This is a genomic window from Candidatus Fukatsuia endosymbiont of Tuberolachnus salignus (assembly GCF_964030845.1).
Taxonomy (GTDB): domain Bacteria; phylum Pseudomonadota; class Gammaproteobacteria; order Enterobacterales; family Enterobacteriaceae; genus Fukatsuia; species Fukatsuia symbiotica.
The window spans coordinates 2,144,597-2,157,407 of sequence record NZ_OZ034983.1 but is presented as its reverse complement, the minus strand read 5'-3'; the positions used below and the strand labels follow the sequence as shown (position 1 = coordinate 2,157,407).

Below are 12,811 nucleotides of genomic sequence, written 5' to 3'. Positions count from 1 at the left end.
TCCTGATGACCATCATGTTTTATTTTATTTGTTATAATGTGTCCATACACGACGAGCATAACGCATTCTCAGATCACGACGAGATTTATGTAATCCCGCGTTATAAGCACCGACCGCTTCCCAAGAATATCCGTAGATTTTCATCATATCAGAGAGTATTGAGGCACCGACAAGCACCGACAAACAGGGGTCTGCTTTCATCTTTTTTGCATCAATGCCAAGTTTACGTAACCGTGGAAAGTGGCTACTGTTAATTTGCATCAATCCAACGTCATAACTGCCATTATTATTGCGACCAACTGCATTGGGTTTCATTCCTGACTCTACTTGTGCAATGGCCTTAAGCAATTTTGCTTCAATACCAAAACTTTTTTCTGCTTGCTGCCAACAACTTGCTTGTGCCAATGGACTGAATATAAGCAGGATGAGTGTATTTAAATAGACAAATATTTTCATATTGATATTTCCTTTAGCTAGCTATATTTAATTGAGTAACAGTGTTGTTGTGTCGTAATGGACTATAAAAACATTTTTCTTTAACTGGAGTTGATAATTTTTTATATTTCAAAGAAAGTGACGCATTTTTTGCTGCTGTTGAAATATCACTCATGAAATAATTCTGCATAAAATAATCGTGCACGGTTTTTTGCGTACCATGATTATGTTCTCTCGGCGAATTCACATAGTGATAATTATCTAATAAAATACCTTGGTTTTCAGCGGATGCTTTCGTTTTTTCGGCTAATTCAATGGCTTCGATATAATGCTCTTCTTTTGCCAGAATAACCGCCAAAAAACTTTGTAATGTGGCATGTTGTGGTGCCTGTTCAATCAATTTTCTTTTGCCTATGCGAATAGCAGCAGTAGCATCACCATTGATAAAGTTTAATAGCATTTTAAGAATGCCAGAAGCTACCCTTGTCGGTAATAATTTCAAACTGATATGTACCGCATCAAGCGCTTCTTTTATACGCCCCACAAGCAGTAAATGCCAGGCATGATAATAATGAATTGCCGCATTCGATGGTGCGAGTGATGTCGCCTGTTGAAATAAAATATCAGCAACACAATGTTCTTTATTTATACTATTTAGTATCGCTAATAGGGATAAGGCTAGAGCATTATCTGGCTCTTTCGACAAGGCTTTTATTACCGTCCTTTTTGCTTCCATTTGCGCATGTTTTTTAGCGAATAAACCTAAATTTGCCATTGCCAAATAACATTCAGCGATACTGGTTAATAAAAGTGGATGGTTTGGATCTTTATCCAAACATTGCAAAAATTGTGATAAAGCTTTTTTCACACTCGAAGGCGTATAACAATCAAGTTGATGGCGTCCATTAAGGTAAGCAATGGCAGTATCTGATTCTTTCATGAGTGGAACCGCATTTTTTCCGTTAATTAAACAAGGGATATAACGCGGTAGAAAATCGTCGATCAGGCATTGCAAACTAAGACAACTAAAATTAATGTTCTCATCAAGCGTGAAACTTTCTCGGTGAACGATATAATGATCTCGAGTACGTACTAATTCAATACGTAGCGAAGGTTTAATACTATGGGTTATCATCATACCCGCGAGATAATAATCAGGCTGGGTTTTATCCAATAAAGTGACAATATCATCATAATCTTTACAACTGCTGGTCAATGTTGAAGGCAAAATATTTAGCCCTCGTGCCGCATATTTTGATAACGCCTGTATTAAAAAGTCGTGCATCACTGATGAATGAGTAGGGTTATCCATTTTGAAAAGCAATACGGCGAGCACACTTTTTGATTCACGTTCATTCACTGGCGAGACGTGGGTGACTGGGCATGTAAAACGGTAGCCTTTACCATAAATAGTATCAATATAGCGATTGTTTTTATTTTCCTTCAGTAAGCGTCGTAATACATAGACACAACGTGTCAATGATTCTTCAGCAACAGCATCACCTCCCCACACTTTTTCTAATATTTCATCTTTAGAAATAAGTACACCGGCGGAGTTAAGCAAGAGTATTAACACCCCAAGTTCTTTAGGTGGCAGACTGGTTTCTTTATCCTGGTAATAAAGAATTCCATCCATTCTTAAAGTAAATTCACCAAAAATATATTGTTCAACGTCAGATAATATTTTATTCATTAGATACTAATCTCTTAGTTTAATTAGCCTAAATTTTCTGTGTTACTTCCATTAATAAGGTGGTTAATGCAAGTAGATACGTTTGTTTAATAGATCACTGTGTTTATAAAAAGAAACGCAGTTTCTACGATTAAATAACGGCTAGGACAAAATAATCGTTTTATATAAACAAAACTATCTCAATATGACTATAATTTATCTTTAATAAGATAGGTACAAACAATGGCGGTCATATTAATCTATTCTTGGTAAAAAAATGTATAGCACTTGTAAAAGTGCCGAAATTAGCAATTTTTTCGTAATAGAGGAGGAAAGGTATTTTTTACTGATGTAGAGATAAGAGCTTGTATTAGCTCGGCCAAAGGTGTTGCACCAATAATTGAACCTTACGTTTGCCACGAAATTCATTAACGTCGAGTTTGTAAGCCAAATGAACGTCAAGCACAGTATTATTGGGCCATATCTTAGGATCAATATTAAAAGCGATGCCATCCAGTAAGGGGCCACCGGTTAGCGGTTGCAAATTTAACTTTAAATGGCATTCACCTACTAGCCGCTGTTGTAGAATGCGAAATTTACCATCAAAAGTGGGTTCCGGAAAAGCTTGTCCCCAAGGCCCCCCTGCTTGCAATAATTCCGCTATTTCCAGTGATAATTCGCCTGCGCTCAGCTCCCCATCGGACCAAATAATCCCTTCAAGCTGTGAGGCATCCAATGTTTCGCCGACGAGATCGGCAAAGCATTGTCGAAATTGCTCAAATTTATCTTGCTGTAACGACAACCCTGCCGCCATCGCGTGGCCGCCAAATTTTAATATGAGCCCTGGATTTTTTGCATCCAGGCGCTCCAATACATCGCGTAGATGTAAACCGGCAATAGATCGCCCCGAGCCTTTCAATATCCCCTCTCCTGCGGGGGCAAAAGCGATGACTGGCCGATGAAAACGTTCTTTAATGCGTGATGCGAGAATACCTACCACCCCCTGATGCCATTCTTGGTGATACATAGCAATGCCATAGGGCAACACGTTGCTGTTGTATTCCAGTTGATCACAGAGTTGCAACGCTTCTGCCTGCATACCTCGTTCAATCTCACGTCTGGTTTGATTAAGCGCATCAAGATCCTGAGCCAGTGTTCGTGCTTCTTCTTGGTCGTCACTCAGTAACAATGCCACACCAATCGACATATCATCCAGGCGTCCCGCTGCATTGAGCCGAGGAGCAATGAAGAATCCCAGGTCACTGGCAACCAATTGTTGTGCATCACGTTTAGCAACGTCCAATAAGGCACAGATACCGGGGCGACATTTCCCTGCCTTGATACGGTTCAAACCCTGATGTACCAAAATACGGTTATTGCTATCCAGCGGCACCACATCAGCGACGGTGCCTAAAGCGACAAGATCCAGCAGCTCGGCCAGATTCGGTTTCAGCAATGCCTGTTGCGCAAACCAACCGCTATCTTGCAAACGAGCGCGCAATGCTAGCATGAGGTAAAACGTTACCCCGACTCCAGCGAGGGATTTAGAAGGGAAAGCACAATCGGCAAGATTAGGATTAATGATGGCGTCGGCAGCGGGCAAAACATCCCCAGGTAGATGGTGATCGGTCACCAGAACCTGTATTCCTTTTTGATGAGCGAGATCGACACCGGCGTGAGAGGAAATACCATTGTCTACCGTGATAATCAATTCTGCACCTCGGACAGCAACTTGCTCGACCACCTCAGGGCTAAGACCATAACCATCGTCGAAACGGTTAGGCACCAAATATTGCACGTTATTCGCACCCATGCTGCGCAGCGCCAGTACCGCCAGCGCAGTGCTGGTAGCGCCATCGGCATCAAAATCTCCAACGACCATTATCTGCCGCTGTTCAGTCATTGCCTGCTGCAGCAGATTAACCGCTGTGTCAATACCTGCTAGTTGTTGCCATACCAGTAGGCTTTTTACACCCCGTTCTAACTCTTGTGCATCTTTAACCCCCCGCGCCGCATACAGGCGGCGCAGTAGCGGGTGCAATTGCAACGGCAGTTTATATTGAGGTGTCATTTCACGACGACGTAGCTGGGTTTTGATTATCACTGACCACCGTACCTACAAATATCTATTGAGAACCTATTCGAAATTTCTTGTGCTCGCCGTGTTTTAGTCACGTAATTCGTCGAAAACACGCTCAAAATGCTCCTTGACGCCCTTTTATTGTACAAAAAGTAAACTTGGCCTTTCGCTCAGTTTTCCCTCTTCTGAGCAACGCGAAAAAAATTTGGAACAGGCTCTAAGATTGCATTTGTTCCATGATAAATGGAATAGCATAAAATAGGTAACAAACAGGGATAAGATTTTTGCGAGCTGTATCGAAAAAAATCATTTATGTCATCTATTTTATGCATATTAGATAACAAATTGACTTTATTCCCGGTATACAGGCAGGAATGTGCTGACTTGTGGCCAGAGCAAGGAGAAAGCCGTTGGAACATAAGAAAGATCTTACTATGAAAAAAGTTGCCGAAATAGCAGGCGTTTCAACTGCAACCGTGTCGCGGACATTGACATACCCAGAAAAAGTTTCCATTTTTACCCGGCGCAAAGTGGAGGAGGCAGTTGTCACCGTGGGTTATTATCCTCATACCTTATGCCGTAATGTTAACCATCATGAATCCCATAATATTTTGGTTATCGTACCAGATATCAGCGATCCATTTTTTGCTGATATTATTCAGGGCATAAAGAAAACGGCCGTCGATCATGCTTATTTAGTGATCATCGTAGATTGCGCACAACAAATTCAGCAGGAACAAACGTTTATCGATCTGATTGTTACCAAGCAGATTGATGGCATGTTACTTTTGGGCTCCAATTTGCCTTTTAACATTGGTAAAGAGCAGCAACGGAATTTTCCGCCAATGATCATGGTGAATGAGTTTGTTCCGGAACTGGAATTGTCCACGGTACATATCGATAATCTCAGTGCTGCCTTTCAAACCGTTGACTACTTACATAGCCAGTTGGACCATCATCGTATTGCCTGTATTGCCGCGCAAGAGTGTATTCCACTTAGTTGTTACCGTCTGCAAGGTTATATTCAAGCACTTCACCGTAACAGTATTACAATAAGAAATGAGTACATCGTTCGTGCTGATCGCAGCTACGAGGCAGGAGCCAAAGCATTCGCCACGCTGATGGCATTACCTCATTCACCTACAGCAATATTTTGTTACAACGATATTATGGCCATTGGCGCAATTTGGCAGGCAAAAAAACTGGGATTACAGATCCCACAAGACGTTTCACTAGTTAGGATTCGATAACCTGGAATTATCACAATATTGCGATCCCCCATTAACCACAGTGGCACAGCCTTGCTATCAAATTGGTCAGAAAGCCATGTTGTTACTGCTTGAACAGCTTAGCGGCCAGCGGATGAAAACGGGTTCTTATCTGCTAGATTACGAATTAATCATTCGTAAAAGCACATCTAGGCCCAGATGCTAACCTTGGTAACAGCAAATAGGTGGTATAGCTGCGCAATTTAATTTTGATTGCCTAACGGATACATTGAGGAGTAAATATACGGAATGGCTCATATTTGTGTGCTAATCAAAATTAAATTGCGTAGCTGTATAGCCTACACAAGGCTTAATCCGAAACTGTGCGAATTTGGCGTATCTAAACGGCGAAGCCGTCTCTCAAAAGTCGGTTATACCGAACTAAGAATCTGTTCCAAATCTTCTTGAGTGACGCTCAGACGAAGAAAAAACGGGCGAAAACGCGCAGTTTATTTTTTGTATAATAAGAGGGAATCAATGAGCATTTTAAGCGCATTTTTGACGAATTACTTGACCAAAATACGGCGAGCACAAAAGATTTCGAACAGGCTCTTAGAGCCTTATTACCTAACAAAGAAACTTTTGCTCGGTAAGCAACAGCAATATTGACGTATAATGACACAAATGATGGGTTAAAATGAAAAGGCAACTTACTCATAATAAATGAAAAATCGTGTTTTATTGCTTATTATATAAATAAAATATTATTTAATAGATTATTTTTTAAAGTGTTGTCTTTATTATTACATCCGATAAAATTATATGATCCCAATGCGTTATATATCGATGGTGATTTTTCAAAAATTAATGATCTTTAATTGACATTGGAATTTTAACAGTTCCACTTTTCATCATTAATAAGTAAGCTTACCAACACACCAGTAGCGTTGTTGTGAGACGGTGCTACCATTTAATCAAAGCAAAAGGAACGCTCGGATGTCGATTCCCCTTACTTGGCACGATGTTATTGGCCAGGAAAAACAACAGTCTTACTTTCAGAAAACGCTCAGCTACGTAGCAGAGCAACGCGATGCGGGTAAAGTCGTCTATCCTGAGCAGCAAGATGTATTCAATGCCTTTCGTTTTACTGCCCTGATGGAAGTCAAAGCGGTTATCCTCGGGCAAGATCCTTACCATGGAGCAAATCAAGCACATGGCCTATCATTTTCCGTGCTACCTGGCGTGCCTATTCCCCCCTCACTGATGAATATGTATAAAGAATTGAAGGCAGATATTCCGGGTTTTATATACCCTAATCACGGCTATTTACAAAGCTGGGCGCAACAAGGTGTGCTACTGTTGAATACGGTATTGACAGTTGAAGCAGGTAAAGCACATTCTCATGCAAATCTTGGCTGGGAAACTTTTACTGACCGGGTCATCGCTGCATTGAATACATATCGAGAAGGCATAATTTTTTTGTTGTGGGGATCTCATGCACAAAAAAAAGGACGGATGATTGATACAAAACGTCATTTTATTCTGCAAGCGGCTCATCCATCCCCCTTATCTGCCCATCGGGGGTTTTTCGGCTGTCAGCATTTTTCGAAAACGAACCAACTGTTGCAAGAGCATAATTTGGTGCCGATAGACTGGCAGCCAGGACTGCTAGCGTAGATTGACACCACAAAAAAGGCACTGTTGAAAAAAGTGCCTTAATGATCACGGAAAAAATGTTAACTTTCTGCTTTGCCCTTGGATACCTCGACCATCGCTGGACGTAATAAGCGGCCATTGAGTTTATAACCCTTTTGCATCATCTTGATGACATAGTTCGGCTGAACTTCATCAGATTCAGACAATTTCATCGCTTGATGACACTCCGGGTTAAACGGCACCTGAATATCTGCAACAATTTCAATACCAAATTTACCTACAGTGTCCAGTAAAGATTTCAGCGTCAATTCGAGCCCTTCGATCATGGGTAAGAGTTCAGTATTCGATCTCTCTACCAGTGACAATGCTTTTTCCAAACTGTCAATCACCGGCAATAATTCGCCTGAAAATTTTTCTAGCCCAAATTTTCTAGCTTTTTCGACATCATTTTCGGCACGACGACGGATATTTTCGATTTCAGCTTCTTTGCGGGGCAAACTTTCACGTTCTCTCTTCTCGGCAGCCGCCAATGCCGTTTCTAGCTTGGCAATTTGGGCTTCTAGTTCAGTAACACGTTGGTCCACAGTATCATCGGTCTGTAATGTTTCGCTTGCTTGCTGCTCAACTGTCTGTTTATTTTCTTCTGCCAACGTTTTATCGATAGACGTTTTCTGTTCTTTATTGTCATTCTTCATAGATATCTCCGCGTTTTAGCATTAATCTCGCAAGTTGGTCTATTATGGGGATCAAAACGGTGGATTCAAGGGAATTGGTCACAATGTTGAAAGAAGGAAACATTCCTGTGAGGAAAGCGGCGGTAATGACGAAAAAATTTAACTGTATTGGTATTGTTGGGCACCCACGCCACCAGACTGCGCTAGACACACACAAGATGCTATGCCATTGGCTCAAGTCCGAGGGCTACGAGGTTATCGTTGAAGAACAAATTGCCAAGGATCTCGCTTTAAGCAATGCCACTGTGGGTAGCTTAACAGATATTGGTAAAAATGCGGATTTGGCGGTTGTGGTTGGTGGTGACGGTAATATGCTCTGTTCTGCTCGAGTACTGGCCAAACATGATATCAAAGTGATCGGCGTTAACCGAGGTAACTTTGGTTTTTTAACCGATTTGGATCCAGATACTGCTCAGCAGCAGCTTGCTGAGGTACTAGCAGGTGAATACTTAAGTGAACAGCGTTTTCTATTAGAGGTCAAAGTTCTCCATGCCAACCATCACAAAAAGCCCAGCACAGCGATCAACGAAGTCGTGTTACATTCTCGCAAAAGGGTACAGATGATTGAATTCGAAGTTTATATTGACAATTATTTCGCCTTCTCGCAACGTTCTGATGGACTGATTATCGCCACGCCAACGGGATCTACGGCTTACTCACTTTCTGCCGGCGGCCCCATTCTAACATCAACCCTCGATGCTATCGTATTGGTGCCAATGTTTCCACATACCTTATCGGCAAGGCCACTGGTCATCAAAAGTAGCAGCACTATCCGTTTAAAAGTTTCCCGTAATGACTTAGAAATCACTTGTGACAGCCAGATTGCTCTGCCCATTCGGAAAGGTGAAGAGATAGAGATCAGCCGCAGTAAATGTCACCTTGATCTCATTCATCCCAAAAATTACAGTTATTTTAATACGTTAAGTACCAAATTAAGTTGGTCAAAAAAATTATTCTAAAAAAGTGCAAGCAATACTTTACTGTCGATAAAAACGGGTTATACTGTTAATAAATACAGCATTGTATTTATTAACAGGAGATTTGCCGTGCTAGCTCAACTAACTATCCATAACTTTGCTATCGTGCGTGAGTTGGAAATTGATTTTCAACCTGGAATGACCGCCATTACTGGAGAAACCGGCGCAGGTAAATCCATAGCCATTGATGCCTTGTGTTTGTGCTTAGGGTCTCGTTCAGAAGGAAATATGGCACGTTTAGGGACATCACGTGCCAATATTTGCGCACGTTTTTCACTGATAGACACTCTTTCCGCCCGCCAGTGGCTGAAAGATCACCATTTGGATGACAGTGATGAATGTCTGCTACGCCGTGTTATCGGTGCCGATGGTCGCTCACGAGGTTTTATCAATGGGACAGCTGTGCCACTTTCTCAGTTACGTGAGTTAGGCCAATTATTAATTCAGATCCACGGTCAAAACGCACATCAGTTGTTACTAAAATCTGCACACCAAAAACGGTTACTTGATGCATACGCTAATCAACACGTATTGTTAGCAAAAATGCAAAACGCTTATCAGACTTGGCATCAGAGTCGTCAGGCACTGGCACTATATCAGCAACAGATACTTGAACTTAATTCACGTCAGCAACTGTTGCAATACTACCTCCAAGAGCTCGATGCCCTTGCCCCTAAAGTAGGGAAATATGAGCAAATAGATGCGGAATACAAACGTTTAGCTAATAGAGGTCAATTGTTGTCGATTAGCCAACAGGTTCTTCAATCACTCTCCGATGGTGAACAACAGGATATTCTTAGCCAACTCCATAGCGTCAAACAACAAATCGTAGAGTTAGCGAACATAGATGATAAACTCAATAACTTTCCTACTATGCTCGAAGACGCTTTAATTCAGATCGATGAAGTCAGCATTGAACTGAGAAATTATGTTGCCCAATTGGACAACGAACCAGGCCGTTTGCATGAACTGGAACAGCAGTTAGCGCTTCATCTTGATTTAGCGCGGAAACATCATATTGCTCCTGAAGCATTGCCCCAATTTTATCAACAACTCTTGGCAGAACAACAACTACTTGCACAACAGGAAAATGATCATCAACAACTTAGCCAAAGCGTGCAAACTCATTATCAACACGCTTTGGAGATAGCTGATCAACTACATCGTAAACGCCAATATTATGCACAAGAACTGGCGACTTTACTTACTGAAAGTATGAATCAGCTTGCTATGCCTCATGGTCAATTTACTATAGCTACATTCTTTGAACCAGAGTCCCTCAGCGCTGATGGAGCGAGTCGCATTGAATTTTGCGTTACCACGAATCCAGGTCAGCCATCACAGCCTCTAGTTAAAATTACCTCGGGTGGCGAACTTTCACGTATCGCGTTAGCCATTCAAGTGATCACTGCTCGCAAAATGGATACTCCCGCATTAATTTTTGATGAAGTTGATGTTGGTATTAGTGGCCGAACTGCTGCCATTGTTGGTCGCTTACTGCGCCAATTAGGGGAATCAACTCAGGTAATGTGTGTGACTCATCTTCCACAAGTTGCAGGTTGTGGTCATCAACATTTTTTTGTTAGCAAGCAAACTGATGGCAATGAAGTAGAAACTCACATGTATCGGCTTGATAAAAAAAGCCGATTGCAAGAATTGGCACGTCTTCTTGGTGGGGGCGAGATCACAAAAAACACACTGGCCAATGCAAAAGAGCTGCTGACTGCATAGCACTAAAAGTGCAGTCGTTACCTTAATTGACGAAGGGAACGCAGGTCTGCCACTTTTACCAGTCACATAGCCAACAGTTGATTAATGTGGGCAAAATTTGTTCTGGTCAATTAATTTTTGACACAAATTCAAGGGCTTTATACCGCTTGATATAGCTGTGCACTTTAACTTTAATTATAATATAAAAAATAATCCAAATGAGCTAAAGATGAGTTATTCCGTTGATTTTCGGCGTAACGTCCTCAGTGTTCGAGAGCAGGAAGGACTGAAAGCCCTTCTTCTGGAATATCAAGTGAGGCTAATTTTACGTTACGATTAACTATCCGGTTCTTTCTCAACGTGGTGACCCCAATCCAGCCAGGAGAACGAATGGCGTTGAGATTATCTAAACTTGACCACGCATCCATCACCACCGCTTCAGGGCTTATGCCCTTCGCTTTTGCCAGTTTGAGCATGTCGCAAAAATGCGAGCTTTTTGTTTTTCCGGCGGTCTCTTTGTCGTCAATTCGGTAGTCAATAGGCACTGACTCTCCCGTTTCAAGACCCTGCCACAGCAGATTAACCAAACCAATACCGGCTATAACACCCTGTTCATTACCAGAATATTGATAATGAAACAGCTCTATCTTCTTACTCCGTTTTTTTGCTAGCACAGTATCAGCCGCAATCACTAAACAAGGCGCTCCACGCTCAATCGAGGGCGCGACAAGTTGACACAACTCTTTGGGACGAAAACAGCGGCTCTTTAACCTGCGAATTACGCTATCATGGGATACCCTTGACGGGCTCACTTCTGACAACACCAGACTAGAATATCTCACACGACTCGCTTGTAAAAATGCTTTATATACCCGTGATCAATGAAGATGCTTGATTTTGAAGTCGATAAGGATCATGCTCATAGCCATGAAAATAGAGCTGACTGCTGACCAGAAAATTACCCTCGAAGCCCAACATCGTCAAAGCCATGACCGCCGTGTCTGTGACAGGATCCGGTGTGTTTTGTTGTCCGCAGACGGCTGGACTCCCCCTATGATTGCTCACTCACAGCTCATTAATGAAACCACGGTGCGGCGCCACCTTACAGACTATCATAAACTCAACAAGCTCAAGCCTGAAAATGGCGGCTCCGATGGCTATCTCAATGCGGAACAGACCACGTCGCTGGTTGAACATCTCACCCAGCCGCTCTACCACCACAATCACCAAATTGTGGCGTATATCGCTGGACGCTGGAACATCACCTTTACCGTATCAGGGCTGGCATATACCCAAGTGAAATCAAGATGCAGGATTTAGCGCCTGGAAATTATCGTTTAAGCGAGATACCAGAGAACTTGCCATTTGTGGTAGCTTCACCTCAAAGAAGTTTAAGATATCGTTCTTAAAACTCTGTTTAGATGGGTAATATCTATTGTTTCGTGTTTGCTCATTCATCACCTTCCACAATCGCTCTATCGGGTTTAGATTCGGGCTATACGGCGGAAGGTAATGAAGCTGGATATTCAACGTAAGCGCGGCGTCTTGCACAAGCTGTGAACGGTGATAGCCTGCACCCTCGAGGATCACATGTGCCGTTGTCGTGATGGGATAATGCGCGCGAATGGCAGACAGGAAGTGAACCACATTTTCGCTGTTAATCGTCTCATCATCACGGATTATGGGGTTAGCCACATTCTGGATGTTCAAGGCTCCCATGATATTCAACCGCGTTCTGCTCCCGGTGGTCTCTATCGTTTTATCCTGGCCTTTTCGTATCCAGCCGTAGCTTATTTTGGTGGCTTGTGTCGGATGAACGGCATCAATAAACAGTATGGGGTCATTACCCGCGGCGTCTTTCAATTCGCTGTAGGTCTTTATAAATTGCTGTTGTTTCTCAACGTCAAATTTATGCGGAACACCTTTCGGCTTTTTATAGCTAAAGCCATGCTGCTTCAACCCTTTATACAGACCTGATACGGTAAAGGTGATGTTCCAGCGTCCAGCGATATACGCCACAATTTGGTGATTGTGGTGGTAGAGCGGCTGGGTGAGATGTTCAACCAGCGACGTGGTCTGTTCCGCATTGAGATAGCCATCGGAGCCGCCATTTTCAGGCTTGAGCTTGTTGAGTTTATGATAGTCTGTAAGGTGGCGCCGCACCGTGGTTTCATTAATGAGCTGTGAGTGAGCAATCATAGGGGGAGTCCAGCCGTCTGCGGACAACAAAACACACCGGATCCTGTCACAGACACGGCGGTCATGGCTTTGACGATGTTGGGCTTCGAGGGTAATTTTCTGGTCAGCAGTCAGCTCTATTTTCATGGCTATGAGCATGA

Annotated in this window: 10 protein-coding genes and 1 pseudogene; 5 read left to right on the top strand and 6 right to left on the bottom strand. The window is 42.5% G+C overall.

The window, feature by feature from the left end; translation table 11 throughout:
- Positions 1-24 precede the first annotated feature (24 nt).
- The 3 genes from iagB to recJ form a co-directional block, all read right to left on the bottom strand.
- The gene (iagB, locus tag AAHH42_RS10555; protein WP_420836467.1) at positions 25-450 is read right to left on the bottom strand and encodes a type III secretion system invasion protein IagB; all 426 of its coding nucleotides are present in this window, start codon (positions 448-450) and stop codon (positions 25-27) included.
- A 19-nt stretch (positions 451-469) separates the two neighbouring features.
- A complete protein-coding gene (locus AAHH42_RS10550) occupies positions 470-2,128 on the bottom strand; it encodes a winged helix-turn-helix domain-containing protein (protein ID WP_342221084.1) in 1,659 nt (552 codons plus the stop codon).
- A 349-nt stretch (positions 2,129-2,477) separates the two neighbouring features.
- Positions 2,478-4,211: a single-stranded-DNA-specific exonuclease RecJ gene (gene recJ / locus AAHH42_RS10545; protein ID WP_072550176.1), complete on the bottom strand. Its 1,734-nt coding sequence runs from the start codon at positions 4,209-4,211 to the stop codon at positions 2,478-2,480.
- A gap of 386 nt (positions 4,212-4,597) precedes the next feature.
- Between recJ and cytR the strand changes: the two are divergent.
- Positions 4,598-5,621 (top strand): annotated as a pseudogene (gene cytR, locus AAHH42_RS10540) (DNA-binding transcriptional regulator CytR).
- A gap of 770 nt (positions 5,622-6,391) precedes the next feature.
- The gene (ung, locus tag AAHH42_RS10535; protein ID WP_072550178.1) at positions 6,392-7,072 is read left to right on the top strand and encodes a uracil-DNA glycosylase; all 681 of its coding nucleotides are present in this window, start codon (positions 6,392-6,394) and stop codon (positions 7,070-7,072) included.
- Between the two features lie 59 nt (positions 7,073-7,131).
- On the opposite strand, the gene grpE is transcribed toward ung, so the two are convergent.
- Entirely contained in the window at positions 7,132-7,746 is a 615-nt protein-coding gene (gene grpE / locus AAHH42_RS10530; RefSeq protein ID WP_342221083.1) for a nucleotide exchange factor GrpE, read from the bottom strand.
- Between the two features lie 125 nt (positions 7,747-7,871).
- On the opposite strand from grpE, the gene nadK reads away from it, so the two are divergent.
- Positions 7,872-8,744, top strand: a complete 873-nt coding sequence (nadK, locus tag AAHH42_RS10525) for an NAD(+) kinase (protein WP_342222065.1) — start codon at positions 7,872-7,874, stop codon at positions 8,742-8,744.
- Between the two features lie 87 nt (positions 8,745-8,831).
- The gene (recN, locus tag AAHH42_RS10520; RefSeq protein ID WP_342221082.1) at positions 8,832-10,493 is read left to right on the top strand and encodes a DNA repair protein RecN; all 1,662 of its coding nucleotides are present in this window, start codon (positions 8,832-8,834) and stop codon (positions 10,491-10,493) included.
- 242 nt (positions 10,494-10,735) lie between these two features.
- On the opposite strand, the gene AAHH42_RS10515 is transcribed toward recN, so the two are convergent.
- On the bottom strand, positions 10,736-11,314 hold the full coding sequence (locus AAHH42_RS10515; protein ID WP_162860048.1) for a transposase: 579 nt from the start codon (positions 11,312-11,314) through the stop codon (positions 10,736-10,738).
- Between the two features lie 73 nt (positions 11,315-11,387).
- Between AAHH42_RS10515 and AAHH42_RS10510 the strand changes: the two genes are divergently transcribed.
- On the top strand, positions 11,388-11,792 hold the full coding sequence (locus AAHH42_RS10510; RefSeq protein WP_342221081.1) for a helix-turn-helix domain-containing protein: 405 nt from the start codon (positions 11,388-11,390) through the stop codon (positions 11,790-11,792).
- Here the strand turns inward: AAHH42_RS10510 and AAHH42_RS10505 are convergent.
- Positions 11,775-12,797 carry an IS630 family transposase gene (locus AAHH42_RS10505; protein WP_342064682.1) on the bottom strand — a complete coding sequence of 341 codons (1,023 nt, stop codon included), beginning with the start codon at positions 12,795-12,797 and terminating at the stop codon, positions 11,775-11,777. The genes AAHH42_RS10510 and AAHH42_RS10505 overlap by 18 nt on opposite strands.
- Between the last annotated feature and the right edge of the window lie 14 nt (positions 12,798-12,811).